The organism is Chitinophaga sp. Hz27 (assembly GCF_042263525.1).
Taxonomy (GTDB): Bacteria; Bacteroidota; Bacteroidia; order Chitinophagales; family Chitinophagaceae; genus Chitinophaga.
Window position 1 is genome coordinate 120325 of record NZ_JBHKFJ010000006.1, and the last position, 16060, is coordinate 136384.

Here is a 16060-nt window from a genome sequence, read left to right on the forward strand (position 1 = left end):
AGTCCGTTGCTACTATGTAGTGGCGGACTTTTATATTAAACAGTCAAGGCTGCACGAAATCCTCTGGCGCTATAATAAGAGCTGGCGCCATTGTGGTAGATGAATACATGATTGTAACGCCGATCGCAGAAGAGTGCGCCGCCAAGCTTTCTGATTGCCGCCGGTGTCTGTATCCAGCTGGAGGTTTTCTGATCGTAAATGCCGGTTTCCTGCAGGAGTTTATATTGTTCTTCGGTCAGTAATGATACATTCATTTCAGCTGCCATAGCTATGGCGCTGGAGTTGGGGCGAGCGGTTTTCCTCGCCATGCGGGCTTCTTCATCGAAGCAGGTATTTCTGCGTCCATCCGGACTTTCAGGGGAACAGTCCATAAACGTGTATGTATCATTTTTTTTATCGTAACTAATCACATCAGGTTCGCCGCCGCTTTGCTCCATTTGATGCAGCGACCAGCATTTCTCTGGCGCAGCTTTCAGCTTTTTTTCTATCGCTTCCCAACTTAATCCCTGATGCCGAGACATATGCTTCTCAAACCGATGCTGCAATGTTTGCATCAAAGCTTTTTCTTCTGTGGGGGTAAGTAGGTGCTTATTGCCAGTAGTATTTTTCATGAACTATATTTAATGACGATGATTTACAGGTCGCGTATTGCCACCTGGATATAGTAAAGGTAAAAATAAGAAGCAATAGAAGGTTAAGTATGTTTTTGTAGCGCATCCGTTACTGCTGCCAGTAATACGGATTTAGAAACTGGTTTTTTTAGAAAGCAGGAAGCGCCCAGGCCTAGCCCTTTTTCTTCTTCCAACTTGCTTTCATACCCGGTGAGTAAAATGACAGGGATATTGAATTGATTGCTGGATAAGTATCCCAGCAGTTGATATCCGTCGAAGTTAGGCATGGAGATATCTGATACGATGAGATCGAAGTGCGTCTGACCGATTTTCATGAGTGCAACGATGCCGTCAGCCGCGACCTCAACTTCGTAGCCATCATCTTTTAAAATGCGTGTAATAAGATGTTGCTGTAATGCTTCATCTTCCACCAGTAATATTTTTGCTTTTGATGGAGTGGTCGTCTGTGCATTTTTTTCGTTGGTGGGTTGCAGTTGCCGTAGCAATTCATCTAAGGACACGGTAGCATAAGTAGAAGCGGTATCAGACATGGCATAGGGTATCACCAGTTCGTTGCCATTCACTATTGCGCCACAGGAATATACGACGTTAGGAACGTAGCCTTCCCGCTCACTTTCATTAGGAATGATGAGCGGTTCACTCAAAGCGCCGATTACAATAGTAGGATCGTTGATATCCAGCAGGAGTGCACCCAGGCAATATCGCCGCATGGTACCTACGCCGTGCGTGATTACCAACCATCCTTGCGGTGTTTCTATTGGAGAGCCGCAATTGCCTATCTGTATGAATTCCCAGGGATATACCGGTTGCTGGATCATTTGCGCATTACCAAAAACATTCAGGTGATCGGAGTACATAATGTAGTTGTTGACACCATCCACGCGGGCCAGCATTGCATAGCGGCCATTGATCTTTCGGGGGAAGAGGGCCATACCCTTATTCTGCACATTTTTTCCGTGAATAGGAATAATACTGAAGCGATAGAAATCCCGGGTTTGTATGAGTCGGGGTGAAATATCTCTGCCATCATAAGCCGTATAGGTCGCATAATAATTTACCAGTCCATCATCTCCCGTAAATCTTACAAATCGCGCATCTTCAATACCATTGCGTTCTTCCGCGGTTATGGGGAAGATAACGCGATCGGATATACTGGTATCTAAAGAAAAATGAATTTCATAATAAGTATCACCAAAGGAGCGCGCTTCTTCCAGCATTTTCTTGTCTTCAGCCTCTAAGCCTTCACCAGTAAGGCTTTCCGTAATAGCAGTGTTTAATTCATAATAGTCGAATTCATTGTTGAGTTTTCTGACCATATGATCTATGACATGCTGATTCAGATTTCTTTCCTGCAATTGCATAACCAGGTCATTCTTTTCATATACATAATGTTTGATGATCTCTGCTTCTTCTACCAGGCGGGTGGCTTGCAGGATTTCGAGGTTATTATCTTCATCAAGGATACCGCCTCTGAATACGATGGAAGAAACGTGTCCTTCACCGGTGGCGCGGAAGCTGATGATAACGCGCTTCTGGCCTAACCGTAGGCCTGATTGGTCAGGGTCTTCCATAATAGAAGGGTTGAAAAACGCAGCAGATTCGATAGAGTATTCAGAAGTGAAATAAGCGCCTATCAGTAGCTGTTTGTTTTCAGAAAGGGCCAGCATATCAATGATCCTGTTGCTGAGTAGCTGGCTTGCCCGTTCAAAATGTTTTTTATAAATCTTAGAGATGTTGCGATGACGGCCGGCAAAATCGCGAAGCGTTTGATTGAGTACAAGTGAGGCAGCCTGTTCCGGCATAGCTTTCACTTTCTCGAGGATGGAAATGATCCTGGATTCCGGTGATGGATAAAAAAAGCGTGTGATAACACGTTTGGGGTCGCTTACAAATAGGATGGACTTCCTGTTGACTTTTATGCTCATATCCTTCAATGTTAAATGAGTAACAATGCAGCGCTTTTAAAGGTTTAAGCAATGCTACAAGGATAGAATGCGTATATTTAATGAGAAATAATCAATTTCGGCTAATGGACCACAATGCACGTATAGCCGCTTCCTGGGAAGCCAATGCTGATAACTGGATTGCCACTATTGATCATGCAGAAATAGACAGCAGGAACCTTGTTACCAATGAGGCGATCCTACAGGCCGTTATAGCGGCGGGGCTGAAGTCTGTCATTGATATCGGCTGCGGCGAAGGGTGGCTTACACGTGCCATGCAGGAAGCGGGGATGAATGCCTATGGCGTGGATGCCGTGCCGGCTTTGATTGACAATGCTATTCATAAAGGAGGAGCGCATTATGCTGTTGCTACTTTTAGGGAACTGGGTGAAGGCAAATTATACCTGCCCGTCAAAACGGCTGCAGCGGTGATCAACTTTGCTTTGTTGGATGAAATGGACAGCGCTTTTTTGCTGCAACGCATACACTTGTTATTACAGCCTAATGCTAAAATATTTATTCAAACCTTGCATCCGCTGACGATGGCAATGCAGGGGGACTATACCAGCGGCTGGAAAGAAGGTAGCTGGGATGGACTTAAGAGAGAGTTTAAATTGCCTTATGAATGGTATTTCCGTACATTGGCAGATTGGACAAATTTATTTCATGCCTCCGGATTGAGGCTCAATAAGGTTTTGGAACCATTGCATCCGGTCACTAAAGTACCAGCCTCTATTATTTTTCAGTTGGAATGTTGATCTGCTCCAAAAAAGTATATCCGTATACGTTATAATTATTTCTGGACAATTTTGCTGACATGACTGGCATCTGTTAACCCAAACTCCAGTGCAATCTGTTTTAGGCTGTATCTGCCGGCAGACAATCTTTGTTTGATAAGGATATTCCTGTATTGTTGGATATACTGGCTAAGTGTTGTGCCGGTATTTCTTTTAAAGTAGGGGCCAATATATTCTGCGGACATATTAAACTGATTGGCAAGTGCCGTAGCTTTTAAGAGATCCGGGTCGTAGATGTTTTTATGAAGATAACAGTAAATCGCCTGCATATCGCGGCTGCGATTACCAGTGGCTTTCAGTTCCGGCATATTTCTCTTCAACAGTTGAGCGAGGGAAAGTATTTGCATGCGTAATAATTCCTGATTGGCCAGCAGCGAAGTTTTCATACTACTAATTACATCGAATAGGAGCTCGGTGGTTTTACCATCGGTGGCAGATAGCAGAAATCCTGCCTGATGGGTTTCGCGGCTTTTCAGCAGGTATTCAAGGTCTTGTATGGGTAGGCTGGCGCCTTCATACATATAAGCGTCTGTGAATTTCAGGTAGATGAAGCGTGTAGGCGTGGTGATATTGAAATAGTGGGCATCTTCAGGACCGAGGAGATAGATATTGCCGGATTGATATGGCGCTGTGATATCGTTGATAGTATGTGTTCCTGTGCCATGCTTGATAAATATCAGCTCGTAATGATTGTGGTTATGGACTGGATGTTTCCATACTGCCATCTCAAAATCGCTCACTTTAACCGGTTCAAACTGTTTATATCGTTCCATATCGGAAATTTACAACATTTTATCAGAATTATACAATAGTGCTGGTTGCAGGTGGCTGATCTTTGTGTTACAAAATCGATAAAAAATGGACACAAAGAGAAATACAGCATTGGTAGTAGGCGCTAATGGCGTAATAGGCACAAATCTGATCAATTATCTGGAGCAGCTGGGCAACTGGGATATCATTGGCTTATCGAGGCGTGGGGGGCCTGATAATGGGCAAACCCGTTATGTAGGAGTGGATTTGCTGGACGCTGAAGATACCCGTAAGCAGTTGGCTGCTTTAACAACGGTAACGCATGTATTTTATGCAGCTTATCAGGATAGGGGCAGTTGGGCGGAACTGGTAGCGCCTAATGTGGCTATGTTGGTGAATGTGGTGAATGCCATAGAGCCTGTGGCGCCCAACTTACAACATGTGAGTCTGATGCAGGGATACAAAGTATATGGTGCGCACCTGGGGCCATTTAAAACGCCTGCCAGAGAAACAGATGGAGGGATGCATATGCCACCGGAGTTTAATGTAGACCAGCAAAAGTTCCTGGAAGAAAAGCAGCGTGGCAAGCAATGGACCTGGTCTGCGATACGCCCTTCGGTGGTAGGAGGTACGGCGGTAGGCAACCCAATGAACCTTGCCATGGTGATAGCGGTATATGCTACTATTTCTAAAAAATTGGGTATTCCTTTACGTTTTCCTGGCAAGCCTGGTGCATATGATAAGCTGATGGAAATGACAGATGCAGGGTTGCTGGCTAAGGCCACGGTATGGGCGGCTACTAGTCCGCAGGGGGCCAATCAGGCTTTTAATATTAATAACGGAGATTTATTCAGGTGGAATGATATGTGGCCTAAGATCGCCAGGTATTTTGATATGGAGGTAGCGGCGCCGTTACCGATGCCATTGCAAACTGTGATGGCAGACAAGGAGGAGCTGTGGAAGGCGATACAGGAAGAGAAAGGCTTAGACCCGTATAGTTATAGGGAGTTGTCTTCATGGGGCTTTGGTGATTTCGTATTCTCCTGGGATTATGACTTTTTTGCAGATGGTAGTAAAGCGCGACGAATGGGCTTTCATGAGTATGTGGATACGGAGCAGATGTTTTATGATTTATTTGATGAGTTACGTAAGAAGAAGATTATTCCTTGAGTTGCGTAAATATAGCAGGGTGGCTAGTCTCACGCTTTTCCGTGATTTCTTTCAATGGTAATTATTGTATGGCAGATATCAGGTAATTTCGGTGACAGACATTCAATTTTCACCCTAAAAATTATGAATTATGAAACCTGCAAAATCAAAAAAAATGCAACTTGGTGTGATTAAAATTGCGCCACTTAATCAAAATGGCGCTGTTGCGCAGGCATTAAGCAATTCTAGCTGCAGTCGTGTTTGTATGACTATCTGTTCTTTCCACTGCACTGATACTTTATAATCATTAGCAGAAAAAAATATAACGCGTCTCTACTAAGTGGAGACGCGTTATATTTTTTGTGTGCAGGCGAATTTCTCAGAAGCTCAGATCCGTCAGTAACCGGTGAGCAAAGGCGCATTTAATCAGCATGGCTGTATTTCTTGCGTTTAGCTTACCCATGAGGTTACGCCGATGACTATCGACAGTATCGGAGCTGATAAACAGTTTAGCTGCGATTTCGAGGTTTGTGTGACCATCAGCGATCAGTGACAATACTTCTTTTTCCCTTTTGGTGATGTGCAGCGAAGATTTCAGGTTTTTCGCGTGAGCTTCCAGCTCTGGGGAGAGAAATATTTTCCCTTGCAAAACTGTGCGTACGGCGATGATGAGTTCCTGTTTATCGGCGTTTTTGATCAGGCAGCCGCTGGCGCTGTTTTCCATCATTCGTTCAATGTTGTTGTCATGCTTGCTGTAACTAAGTGCAAGGATGCAAACGGAAGGGTACAACTGTTTAATGCGATGGCATAATTCAGCAGCATCCATATCGGGTAATGCTGTATCAAGCATGACCAGGTCTACGGAGTTGCGGGCAAGAAAGTCCAGGCATGATCTGGCGGTTCTTGCTTCTCCACTGATGTCTATACCGGCTTCCAGGTGCAACAATGCTCTCAGTCCTTCCAGGATCATTGGATGATCATCTACGATAAAAAGACGAGCCATGGTTTTTCTTGTTTGCTGTGAAGGCGGGCTTGCGAATTTGTGGCATAGCCTTGTCGGGTTATCTTAAAATAGGTTTCATGTGCCAATATCTAAGATAGAGAAAAAATATTTTAGCGCAATAACATTACACCATGAGCATTGCTTCCGCCCATCCTGGCCTTATTTCCGGGTTTACGAAACTGATGAGTGACAGTCCTATGCCGCTGATACCTTCCAGCATATTGTAACTGGCCTGAAACTCAGGGTGCTGATAATATTTATATCCGGCAGCGCCATCGCTCCATTTGCTATGGCCGATGGTATGCTGATGCCAGGTATCAGCGTTGGCCAGCAATACGGGATCTTTTTGCAGTATGGCGGCTTGCTGTAGAATTATTGCAATACCTGCGCTGCCATGGCATAAGCAGGCGTCGTGAACGATTCCATTTTCTTGGTTACGATGGGCAGCAATATTATTAAAGATCTCATAAGCGTATGTTGTCCATTCGGGTTTTTGCATTCGGGCGCCGGCATCTTTTAGGCTTACCGCGATGCCCAGATCGCCGTAGCACCAGCCCAGGCGGCTGTTTACATCTCCTGCGGTGATAGCCTGATCATCCACCAATACGGGGAATAGTGAATGGCCGGCTTCCCTGTCTTTATTCCGGGCACTCATCAGCCAGTTGATGGCGTTGGTGACCATAGGCGCGATCATATCGCGGGCAATGCCATTTTCGTATATCCTTGCCAGTATGGAGATAATGGCGGGGTTGCCATGTGCCAGGCCGAGGTTATATAAATTACGATGCTGATTATCTTCTGAGGTGGCAGTGGTGGAAAAGAAATCTTTCCAGGCGATGCCTTGTGGCAGCTGATGCGCTTGTGTGTGGAGCGATAGCACCAGTTTTTCCAGCTGGCGTTTTGCGTTGGGGTCAGGCAATCTTTTGAGGAAATATAACGCTGCTCCGAGTCCTTGGTGCAGGAAATCAATATGTTGCTGATTCATGTCGGCATCCATGAATTCGGAGAGGGCAATATCTATTTCGGCGAAGGTTTCGTCGAGGTCTGCCTGTTCAATATAGCCGCATTCGGCCAGGTGAAGGAGCTGCCAGGAGATGCCAGAGAGGCCGTTGCAATGGGAGCCGTCCAGCGACATGCTGCTGATTGCCTCCAGGCTGCGTTGGATGATGTCGTAGGTTTTATCCAGGTAAGCTTCCTGCCCGGTGAGCTGATAATAGTAGGCATAGAACAAGGCAGCGCCACTATATCCGCCCAGAAGTCCGGGATACTCCGCTGTGGAGGAAAATTCATCCAGTTCTTTACTGATACGTTCCAATATCTCTGCTGCCATTCTTTTATTCTCCATATAAAAATATTTTCGAGGAAACAAAAAGGCAAAACATGTACCTGTTTTGTACATGTTTTGCCAACAGATTAGTAATGAATATAGATGGCAAAGCCATTAGCTGCAATTGGTCCGGTTAGAACCTGCAGGAGTCAATGCTGCAAATAGGAGCACCCATACTGGTGTTGGCTGCCCTACAAACGGTAGAACAAAGGATAGTACAAGTACCAGCAGTTGCTTTTGCATCAGCATTGGTGGCATTCATGCTTGCTACCTTAATTCTTCCGAGTTGCATTTTTTTCTGAGACTGTTTTTTCATAAAACGCGATTGATTATATGAAAGAAAAGAAGATCTCTGCTTAGTGTCTGCAAGAATCAACGCTACAGATAGGCGCACCTTGACTCAGGCAAGCGATTTTCCAGGAAGCAGACAGTAAATTTTCACCTGCATCTACCGCAGGTCTTTTACCCATTTCTGCTACTTTGATTTTACCTAAGTTCAATTTTTTAACTACAGCTTTTTTCATAAAACAGGTCTGTTTTTTGTGTGATCAGAAATTAGAAATTGCAGGTTGCTTTAGTGTTTGCTGGTGTACATTTTGCAAAAAGGCTGCAACCAGTGTAGGTAGGAGCTTTTGCATCGCCAGAAAGGCTGTTGTCCAGTTTAGCAACTTTGATTTTGTTCAGCGTCAGCTTTTTTTCTGTTGTTTTTCTCATAACCGATTTTTGTGAAGATTAATAAATGAATATCGTGGATAGGTTTATTTCAAGTTTATTTCGAGGATAATTTTTAAAGTTGTGCTTACAGGTTTTTTTATCGTTGTTTCATAAAAGTAGTAACAAACTGAATTGCAGTTTATCACGGAAAAACGTGATTTTTTGATAGATGTTTAAACGTATAATATCACGGTTTTACGTGATGTTCCGCTAGTACATTAACATTTAACTTCAATTACTTTCAAAAAATAACCATGATCTGTGCAGAAAATTTTTTCGCGGTACGTACACCATTACTACCGGCCGACTTTATCCTTCGTTTAGAACATCTTACTCCGGAAACATTACCTGCCGCCATGAAGGAAATATTCCAGGACCCGCTCATGCAGGATGCCATCTATATCGCATCCCCAGAGCTTTTTCAGGAAATGCAACGCTGGCTGAACGGAGAAGTTTTTGCTGAAAAAGAAGAAGCCAAACTTAGTACCGCCTTATATCGATACATATTGCGAATGAGTTCGCGATGTACGCCATATGGATTGTTTGCAGGCTGTGCCACTGGTATCGCTAACGACTATACGAAAATCAGCTTGTCGGCCCCACAGCAACACCGCCGTCATTGCCGGCTGGATATGAACTATGTCGCCGAACTCGCTGCCAGCATAGTAGCGATCCCGGAAGTCAAAGAGCAATTATTATTCTATCCTAACAACTCCTTATATAAGTCGGGCAACAGGTACCGCTACGCGGCCTATTCCATCAAGAATAAATTCAGGAACTATTTCCTGACGGCGGTCAACAGCAGCGATTACCTCGAAGCCATGCTGGAACTAGCAGCCAACGGCGCTACCCTCGAGGCCATACGACAATCGGTAGTCAGTGAAGAAAATGATATCACCTGGTACGATGCCGCCGCATTTACGGATGAACTCATCGCCAACCAGCTGCTGGTGAGTGAATTGGAAGCCACCGTTACAGGAGAAGAATTTTTCCACAGACTGCTGCGCAGACTGGAACATATTCCTGCTGCTGCAGGCATATTACCGCAATTGCATGCGATCGCATCGCAGTTACAAACTCCAGGCCTGCCTGCCTATCTTGAAATCAGCAGACTGGTAAAAGAATTATTGCCAGGTACCAGTAGCAAAGACCTTTTACAAACCGATTTATTCCTACATACAGAACAGGCGCAGCTCTCCGCTACAGTACTCTCTGAACTGAGCAGGCAGTCGGCCGAACTATTACAACTCGCTAAACCTGGTGTCAGCGAAGACCTGGAGAAATTCATCACGGCCTTTTCTTCCAGGTATGAGGAGCAAGAGGTGCCACTCAACCTTGCACTGGACACCGAAGCAGGTATTGGTTATGGTGCACAGGGTAACGGTGCCGATCATACGCCGTTGCTGGACGACCTGGTACTGCCTGGAGGAGCCAGCGGAGGAGAGACTATACAACGCTCTAAAATGCTGGAGTTTCAGATCCGGCAACTGCGGGAAAGTGCCAGCCATGGCTGGCAGGAAATAAAGCTGACTGCAGAAGACCTGGCAACACTGACGGAGAAAAGCGATACGCCTTTTCCTGGTAGTTTATACCTGATGGGGAAAGTGATGGCAGCCAGCAGTGAAGCCATTGACGCTGGCGATTATACATTTGATATGAGCGGTATCAGCGGTCCTTCGGCTGCTAATCTGCTGGGGCGCTTCTGCCATGGCGATACAGACCTGGCTATGAAAGTACAGGCCGCCCTGCGCAGAGAAGAAGCGCTGGAACCTGATGCAATCTATGCGGAGATTGTACATCTGCCGGAATCACGTACTGGAAATATCCTTATGCGACCGAGACTTCGTGACTATGAAATCGTTTACCTCGCTGCCAGCGAGGCGCCTAAGGAAATGCAAATCCATATTGATGACCTGATGGTAAGCATCAGAGGTGGAAAAGTAAGATTACGCTCCAAACGCCTTAATAAATGGATCATTCCCCGCTTAAGCACTGCGCATAATTACCGTAACGGCCTTGGTATTTATAAGTTCCTCTGTGAGCTGCAACACCAGGACTACCGACCAGGATTCTCCTGGCAGTGGCTGGTGCCGGATGATTGGACAAGGCTGCCAAGAGTAAGCTATGGCAAAATCATTCTTAATAAGAACACCTGGAGCTGGCGCAAGGATAAATCTACGTTTAACCGCGACCGTTATATGGATGAAATTAAAGCATTCCGCGAGCGCTGGGAGCTGCCGCGCTTTGTGGTATTGGTGGAAGGTGATAATGAGCTGCTACTGGACCTCGATAATGCGGCCTCCTGTATGCTGCTGGGCAAATCCATGGAAAAGCAAGACAGGCTTATGCTGCAAGAATACTTGCAGACACCTGATCAATGCTGGGTGACCGGAGATGCCGGTAAATATACGAATGAAGTCATCATACCATTATTCAATGATGCTGGCAAAGTGGCACTACCGCCGTTGCAAGCAGAACAGGACATGGTTCAGCGTGCATTCGTTACCGGTAGTGAATGGTTGTATGTAAAACTTTACTGTGGTACGCGTACCGCTGAAGATATGCTGAAAGAAATCGTGTTGCCACTGGTAACCGAATTGCAGGAAGAAGCCATCATCGACAAATGGTTCTTTATACGATATACTGATCCGGATCATCACCTGCGCATGCGTTTCCATCATGCTGGCAGAAAGGGATTCTGGGCGGTAGTACTGGAACGACTATACGAAAAGGTGAATGAATCCGGGAATGCGGCACTCATCAGTCGTATTCAAACGGACACGTATACACGTGAGCTGGAAAGGTATGGTAATACTACGATGGAATTCAGTGAGACTGTATTTCATATCGACAGTGACTTTGTATTAGGCGTAATTGATTTGCTGGATGAAGAAGCAGGAGAGGACTATCGCTGGCTCATGGGCGTTGCGGGTACCGATCAGCTGCTGGATATTTTTGGATTCAGTCTGAAAGAAAAAGCTCATTATATGCAACAGTTGCAGCAGGGATTTTTCAAGGAATTTAAGGGAGATAAAGACCTGATGCAATTGCTGAATGATAAGTTCAGAAAAGAGCGGGGTGTCATTGTTCCTGTGCTGAGCGGAGCGTTGCCGGAGGAGGTACAGCCGTTGTTTATGCAACGTAGCAGCCGTTTGCAGGAGGCTATTGCCAGTAGCGGTAATATCGATAAATATCAGTTGCTGAGCAGCTATATCCATATGTTTCTGAACAGGATCTTGCTGGCGGGACAAAGGAGGCATGAGCTGGTTATTTATCATTTCCTGGACAGGCATTACCAGTCGGCATTGGCGAGGGCTAATAAGCAGCAGCCGGCGACCAATTAAAGGAAAACCAGTGGATCATCTCCCCTAAAAAACAGATGAGTACTAACAATTGAGCTTTATCTTTCGTTAATATGTAATAATGGTAGAAGAACCGGTATTTTGTATACAGGTATATTCTGTTACAATGCTGACCTTTGTTCTGCGTTGTTGATGAACATAACGCAATCGAAAATGCAGGCAACTGCACCTGATTATTTACATATTAAACCTCGTAAGAAAATGAAAAGCAGAATACTTGGAAAAAGCGGGCTGGAAGTTTCCGCACTGGGCCTGGGATGCATGGGGCTAACCTTTGCTTATGGTGCATCGATGGATAAACAGGAAGCTATTCAACTATTACATGATGCCTATAATTCCGGCATTACTTTTTTTGATACTGCGGAAGCCTACGGACCTTATGATAATGAAGAACTGCTGGGAGAAGCCTTTTCAGGGATGAGAGATAAAGTCGTGATAGCTACAAAATTTGGTTTTAAAGATGGGAAGCCGCCATTGGGTGTAGATAGTAGACCTGAAAATATCAGAGCAGTAACAGAGGCTTCATTGAAACGCCTTAAAACAGATTATATCGACTTACTTTATCAACACCGTGTAGATCCTGCTGTACCTATTGAAGACGTGGCAGGCACTGTACAGCAGTTGATTAAAGAAGGCAAGGTGCGCCACTGGGGCATGTCTGAAGCGGGTGTAAGCAATATTCGCAAAGCACATGCGATACAGCCTTTGGCGGCATTGCAGAGCGAGTACTCTTTATGGTGGAGAGAGCCGGAAGCTGAAATCCTTCCGGTATTGGAAGAACTGGGAATTGGATTTGTACCTTTTAGCCCGCTGGGCAGAGGCTTTCTGACAGGGGCGATCAATGAAAATACCAAGTTTGATGCAAATGATTTCCGTAATACGCTGCCACGGTTTTCCGAAGAAAACAGGAAAGCGAACCAGGTTTTTGTAGACTTTCTAAAATCAACAGCAGCGAATAAAGGAGTGACACCTGCCCAGATAGCTTTAGCATGGCTGCTGGCGCAAAAGCCATGGATCGTTCCTATCCCTGGAACTACCAAACTGTCGCGCCTACACGAAAATATCGCGGCGGTGAACCTCGAACTATCTGTTGCTGATCTGGCAAGTATTGATGCTGCCGCCGCTAAGATTGCCATCGCAGGTGCAAGGTATCCGGAAAGTATGCAGAAAATGACGCAGCGTTAATCTTTTTTATTTACGGTAACGTATATACATTTTGGAACTGGCAGGGAGTGAAAGACTTCCTGCCTTCTTCATTATAGATAGTAATCATTACTGTAAAATTTAGAAAGATGAAACCATTTTGTTACCTCAGCCTGGCATTATTGCTGGCAAACCTCACCGTGACAGTAGCCCAACAAAAAACTACAACGATTACGACAGTAGAACAGCTGGAAAGGGCATTCTCCAAACAAATGCGCATTCCACGTATTATGGAGGACTCCTGTGCAGGGCCGTTTTACACCACCGCTAAATTTCAGTACAGGAACGGCGAGATGAGTGATTCCGTGATCCTGACTGGTAATGTAAGGCCAGAATTGCAAGTGGAGATAAATAAGCTGGTTGCTATTTTCAGGAATAGTGATCTGAAACAGATATTTCCAGCTGCTTCACAGCAAAATGATTTTGATATTTATCTTCCTTTTATCACTCATTTTGAAATAAAAACCTGTGAGGGGCGTATCAGTACGGAACAAAAAATGTCCCTGTTAGCAAGGGACATTAAAGCGTTAAGGAGTAAATTTCCATATTATACCTTAGAAGGAATGGAGATTATTTGTTATACCCCAATAAGATGCGGTTGGCATTTATCTCCCATCAATTCAGCATCCGATAAGCATTAGGCGTGCTTCCTACACGTTGCTTGAATAAGCGCGTAAAGTGCTGTGGATACCTAAATCCTAATTCATAAGCTACCTGACTTACCGATTTGTCTAAATCGAAAATGCGTTCTTTTGCCAGTTCGATCACTTTCGACTGTATATATTCCTGTGCAGAAACGCCCGTTTCTTTTTTGATCAGATCACCGAAATAGTTGGCTGAGAAATGCAGCTCTCTGGCGCACCATGCAACCGTTGGTAATCCAATATTGGAAGGCTTGTCGGAGTTGAAGTAATCTATCAGTAGGCCTTCGAATTTTTCCAATATGCCACGGTTGCTATTGTCGCGGGTAATGAACTGACGATCGTAAAACCGTATGCAATAATTTAGGAATAATTCTATGTTTGAAACGATCAATTTTTTACTGTGTTTGTCGATGGCATGCTGAAGTTCGTACTGTATCTTCTGGAAGCAGTCCAGCACGATTTGTCTTTCCTGTTCGGAGAGGTGCAGGGCTTCGTTTACATCGTAGGAGAAGAAAGAATAATCCTGGATATGCTTACCTAAGGAGGTGCCGTTTAGTAATTCAGGATGAAAAAACAGTGCCCATCCTTTGGCTTCAAAGGCTTTCACTTTGGGCTGTACAGTCAATACTTGTCCAGGGCCGATAAATACGAGGGTACCTTCCTGGTAGTCGTACATATTGCGGCCATATTTCAGTTCTCCACATTTTAATTCTTTCAGATAGATGCCATATAACCCGAAATTAAAAGGCTTTGCCGGCATCTGCTTCGCTTTGGACAAATCGATCACACTTACTAAAGGGTGTAAAGTGGGTACGCCCCGCATATCGTTGTATTGGGATACACTGTCCAATTTTACAATCTCTTCCATGGGAAATGCTTAATACTGCTAATTTACCTTTAAAAGGTGACATGCAGGTTGGTATTGCGTCTTATCAGTAATAAAGGTAGATAAATCTGTAACTGGTATACAAGACCTACTGTTGATCATCTTTATAAACTTAATATCTTTTTCAATTGTTACCCAATTGATTGTGGGTGATCATCCGGCGTTATCCGTGCTAATCATCTAACTAAAAGACAGGAAAAATGGTAAGAGGAGCAGTAATTGGTATACCTGAGGTGTCAATAGATATGCTCATTTTTGCAGGGAATTTAATTCTGGAATGATAAAAAGTGTACTCGTTATGGGCGCAAACGGAAGGTTGGTAGTAGAACAACCGGAGTGCTATAAAAATGAAAATCTGGGCATCAGCAAACCCTGAAAATAATATTATCATGGAAACATATACTGATAAAGGCGTGCCAGGCCCTGAAGAATGGTTTACGGGTCGTGTATGGGTGAATATGGCCGTTAAGCCAGAAGAAGGCTACAACATGAATATAGGCATGGTTACCTTTGAGCCAGGGGCCAGAACTAACTGGCATAGCCATACTTCCGGGCAAATTCTGATCGTTACAGAAGGCCATGGCTATTACCAGGAAAAAGGTAAGCCGGTACAGTTAATCGTACAAGGAGATGTAGTGAAAATTCCTAAGGGTATTGACCATTGGCATGGAGCTTCTCATCACCAGGCAATGCGACATATCGCCATCATCTCTGATTACAGCAAAGATAAAACCACTTGGCTCCAGGCAGTTACTGAAGAAGAATACAACGCCTTTAAACATACCTCTCCGCCAACGCCGGATCATTTGTCTGAAAAGGCAAAAGAAAATCATAACATGTTATGGGCAGGTTACAGGTCGCAAACAGCCATCACTGATCCTGAACTGAAACAATTATTTGGCAACTTCGCTTTTGATGAGGTATTACAGCATGATTCCATGGATGTAAGAACAAGGCTACTCGTCATTATGGCGGCCACTATCGGTTGTCAGGCTGTTACTGAATTTCGAATGTTCGTGCATGCTGCGCTCAATAATGAAATCAAACCGCTGGAAATAAGAGAGGTGGTCTACCAGGCAGTTCCCTACGTAGGACTGGCTAAGGTGATCGATTTCCTGCATGCTGCCAATGATATCTTTCAGCAGAAAAAAATCTCCCTGCCTTTGGAAAACCTTGGTGTTACTACACCAGAGACGAGATTCGAAAAAGGCCTCGCGATACAAAAGGCCATCTTCGGTACTAATATTGAAAACATGTACAAGAACTCGCCTAAAGATCTTTTACATATTCAGCAATTACTTTCGGCCAACTGCTTCGGCGATTATGTTACCAGGAAAGGTCTGGATGTTAAAATCAGGGAGATGCTGACCTTATCTTTTCTGATTGGACTAGGAGGCACAGAAACGCAGATCAAAGGGCATATACAAGGCAATGCCAACGTTGGCAATGATAGAAAATCATTAATCAGTTTGATGACACAACTGTTGCCTTATGTTGGTTATCCGCGTACACTCAATGCTATCGCATGTTTGAACGAAGTGTTGCCACCAAAAGAGAAGGAAGCGTAATAGTACGTATAAATGGCTGGTTGCTCCTGTTAGGAGATTAATTGGAGAAATAGCCAAGTCCATCGAATATTCTGATACAAAA

The 16060-nt window shown here is 44.5% G+C and carries 16 protein-coding genes; 7 read left to right on the plus strand and 9 right to left on the minus strand.

The features are described 5' to 3' along the window. Positions 1 to 35: 35 nt before the first annotated feature. Complete coding sequence (locus tag ACE38W_RS15275) at positions 36 to 611, minus strand: DUF4256 domain-containing protein (protein WP_375832110.1); 576 nt, start codon at positions 609 to 611, stop codon at positions 36 to 38. Positions 612 to 694: 83 nt separating this feature from the next. Beyond that, positions 695 to 2557 carry a response regulator gene (locus tag ACE38W_RS15280; protein ID WP_375832111.1) on the minus strand — a complete coding sequence of 621 codons (1863 nt, stop codon included), beginning with the start codon at positions 2555 to 2557 and terminating at the stop codon, positions 695 to 697. 104 nt (positions 2558 to 2661) lie between these two features. Between ACE38W_RS15280 and ACE38W_RS15285 the strand changes: the two genes are divergently transcribed. Beyond that, entirely contained in the window at positions 2662 to 3333 is a 672-nt protein-coding gene (locus tag ACE38W_RS15285) for a class I SAM-dependent methyltransferase (protein WP_375832112.1), read from the plus strand. Between the two features lie 35 nt (positions 3334 to 3368). On the opposite strand, the gene ACE38W_RS15290 is transcribed toward ACE38W_RS15285, so the two are convergent. After that, complete coding sequence (locus ACE38W_RS15290) at positions 3369 to 4145, minus strand: AraC family transcriptional regulator (protein WP_375832113.1); 777 nt, start codon at positions 4143 to 4145, stop codon at positions 3369 to 3371. Positions 4146 to 4230: 85 nt separating this feature from the next. Between ACE38W_RS15290 and ACE38W_RS15295 the strand changes: the two genes are divergently transcribed. Continuing rightward, positions 4231 to 5292, plus strand: a complete 1062-nt coding sequence (locus ACE38W_RS15295) for an SDR family oxidoreductase (RefSeq protein WP_375832114.1) — start codon at positions 4231 to 4233, stop codon at positions 5290 to 5292. A 130-nt stretch (positions 5293 to 5422) separates the two neighbouring features. Next, on the plus strand, positions 5423 to 5575 hold the full coding sequence (locus ACE38W_RS15300; RefSeq protein WP_375832115.1) for a hypothetical protein: 153 nt from the start codon (positions 5423 to 5425) through the stop codon (positions 5573 to 5575). 75 nt (positions 5576 to 5650) lie between these two features. Here ACE38W_RS15300 and ACE38W_RS15305 read toward each other — a convergent pair whose 3' ends face one another. The 5 genes from ACE38W_RS15305 to ACE38W_RS15325 form a co-directional block, all read right to left on the minus strand. Next, complete coding sequence (locus ACE38W_RS15305; protein ID WP_375832116.1) at positions 5651 to 6274, minus strand: response regulator; 624 nt, start codon at positions 6272 to 6274, stop codon at positions 5651 to 5653. A gap of 124 nt (positions 6275 to 6398) precedes the next feature. Then, positions 6399 to 7619, minus strand: coding sequence for a lanthionine synthetase C family protein (locus ACE38W_RS15310; RefSeq protein ID WP_375832117.1), 1221 nt, complete (start codon positions 7617 to 7619; stop codon positions 6399 to 6401). A gap of 115 nt (positions 7620 to 7734) precedes the next feature. Continuing rightward, a complete protein-coding gene (locus ACE38W_RS15315) occupies positions 7735 to 7917 on the minus strand; it encodes a hypothetical protein (protein ID WP_375832118.1) in 183 nt (60 codons plus the stop codon). A gap of 40 nt (positions 7918 to 7957) precedes the next feature. Further along, on the minus strand, positions 7958 to 8125 hold the full coding sequence (locus ACE38W_RS15320; RefSeq protein WP_375832119.1) for a hypothetical protein: 168 nt from the start codon (positions 8123 to 8125) through the stop codon (positions 7958 to 7960). A 31-nt stretch (positions 8126 to 8156) separates the two neighbouring features. Then, on the minus strand, positions 8157 to 8315 hold the full coding sequence (locus ACE38W_RS15325) for a hypothetical protein (RefSeq protein WP_375832120.1): 159 nt from the start codon (positions 8313 to 8315) through the stop codon (positions 8157 to 8159). 254 nt (positions 8316 to 8569) lie between these two features. On the opposite strand from ACE38W_RS15325, the gene ACE38W_RS15330 reads away from it, so the two are divergent. From ACE38W_RS15330 to ACE38W_RS15340, 3 genes are all read left to right on the plus strand, one after another. Further along, positions 8570 to 11659: a lantibiotic dehydratase gene (locus ACE38W_RS15330; protein ID WP_375832121.1), complete on the plus strand. Its 3090-nt coding sequence runs from the start codon at positions 8570 to 8572 to the stop codon at positions 11657 to 11659. Between the two features lie 219 nt (positions 11660 to 11878). Beyond that, positions 11879 to 12862, plus strand: coding sequence for an aldo/keto reductase (locus tag ACE38W_RS15335; protein ID WP_375832122.1), 984 nt, complete (start codon positions 11879 to 11881; stop codon positions 12860 to 12862). Positions 12863 to 12969: 107 nt separating this feature from the next. Beyond that, positions 12970 to 13521, plus strand: coding sequence for a hypothetical protein (locus ACE38W_RS15340; RefSeq protein ID WP_375832123.1), 552 nt, complete (start codon positions 12970 to 12972; stop codon positions 13519 to 13521). Here the strand turns inward: ACE38W_RS15340 and ACE38W_RS15345 are convergent. After that, the gene (locus ACE38W_RS15345) at positions 13496 to 14392 is read right to left on the minus strand and encodes a helix-turn-helix domain-containing protein (protein WP_375832124.1); all 897 of its coding nucleotides are present in this window, start codon (positions 14390 to 14392) and stop codon (positions 13496 to 13498) included. The two genes, ACE38W_RS15340 and ACE38W_RS15345, sit on opposite strands and share 26 nt — an antisense overlap. 407 nt (positions 14393 to 14799) lie before the next feature. Here ACE38W_RS15345 and ACE38W_RS15350 point away from each other — a divergent pair, with 407 nt between their 5' ends. Next, positions 14800 to 15978 (plus strand): carboxymuconolactone decarboxylase family protein, encoded by a 1179-nt coding sequence (locus ACE38W_RS15350; protein WP_375832125.1) that lies wholly within the window; start codon positions 14800 to 14802, stop codon positions 15976 to 15978. Positions 15979 to 16060 lie beyond the last annotated feature (82 nt).

What these genes read in the sequence shown, in the direction of transcription:
- ACE38W_RS15320 (WP_375832119.1), bottom strand. Translation starts at nt 8,125, where the DNA reads ATGAAAAAAGCTGTAGTTAAAAAATTGAACTTAGGTAAAATCAAAGTA.
- ACE38W_RS15305 (WP_375832116.1), bottom strand. Translation starts at nt 6,274, where the DNA reads ATGGCTCGTCTTTTTATCGTAGATGATCATCCAATGATCCTGGAAGGA.
- ACE38W_RS15330 (WP_375832121.1), top strand. Translation starts at nt 8,570, where the DNA reads ATGATCTGTGCAGAAAATTTTTTCGCGGTACGTACACCATTACTACCG.
- ACE38W_RS15295 (WP_375832114.1), top strand. Translation starts at nt 4,231, where the DNA reads ATGGACACAAAGAGAAATACAGCATTGGTAGTAGGCGCTAATGGCGTA.
- ACE38W_RS15350 (WP_375832125.1), top strand. Translation starts at nt 14,800, where the DNA reads ATGGAAACATATACTGATAAAGGCGTGCCAGGCCCTGAAGAATGGTTT.
- ACE38W_RS15325 (WP_375832120.1), bottom strand. Translation starts at nt 8,315, where the DNA reads ATGAGAAAAACAACAGAAAAAAAGCTGACGCTGAACAAAATCAAAGTT.
- ACE38W_RS15290 (WP_375832113.1), bottom strand. Translation starts at nt 4,145, where the DNA reads ATGGAACGATATAAACAGTTTGAACCGGTTAAAGTGAGCGATTTTGAG.
- ACE38W_RS15310 (WP_375832117.1), bottom strand. Translation starts at nt 7,619, where the DNA reads ATGGAGAATAAAAGAATGGCAGCAGAGATATTGGAACGTATCAGTAAA.
- ACE38W_RS15280 (WP_375832111.1), bottom strand. Translation starts at nt 2,557, where the DNA reads ATGAGCATAAAAGTCAACAGGAAGTCCATCCTATTTGTAAGCGACCCC.
- ACE38W_RS15285 (WP_375832112.1), top strand. Translation starts at nt 2,662, where the DNA reads ATGGACCACAATGCACGTATAGCCGCTTCCTGGGAAGCCAATGCTGAT.
- ACE38W_RS15315 (WP_375832118.1), bottom strand. Translation starts at nt 7,917, where the DNA reads ATGAAAAAACAGTCTCAGAAAAAAATGCAACTCGGAAGAATTAAGGTA.
- ACE38W_RS15340 (WP_375832123.1), top strand. Translation starts at nt 12,970, where the DNA reads ATGAAACCATTTTGTTACCTCAGCCTGGCATTATTGCTGGCAAACCTC.
- ACE38W_RS15345 (WP_375832124.1), bottom strand. Translation starts at nt 14,392, where the DNA reads ATGGAAGAGATTGTAAAATTGGACAGTGTATCCCAATACAACGATATG.
- ACE38W_RS15300 (WP_375832115.1), top strand. Translation starts at nt 5,423, where the DNA reads ATGAAACCTGCAAAATCAAAAAAAATGCAACTTGGTGTGATTAAAATT.
- ACE38W_RS15335 (WP_375832122.1), top strand. Translation starts at nt 11,879, where the DNA reads ATGAAAAGCAGAATACTTGGAAAAAGCGGGCTGGAAGTTTCCGCACTG.
- ACE38W_RS15275 (WP_375832110.1), bottom strand. Translation starts at nt 611, where the DNA reads ATGAAAAATACTACTGGCAATAAGCACCTACTTACCCCCACAGAAGAA.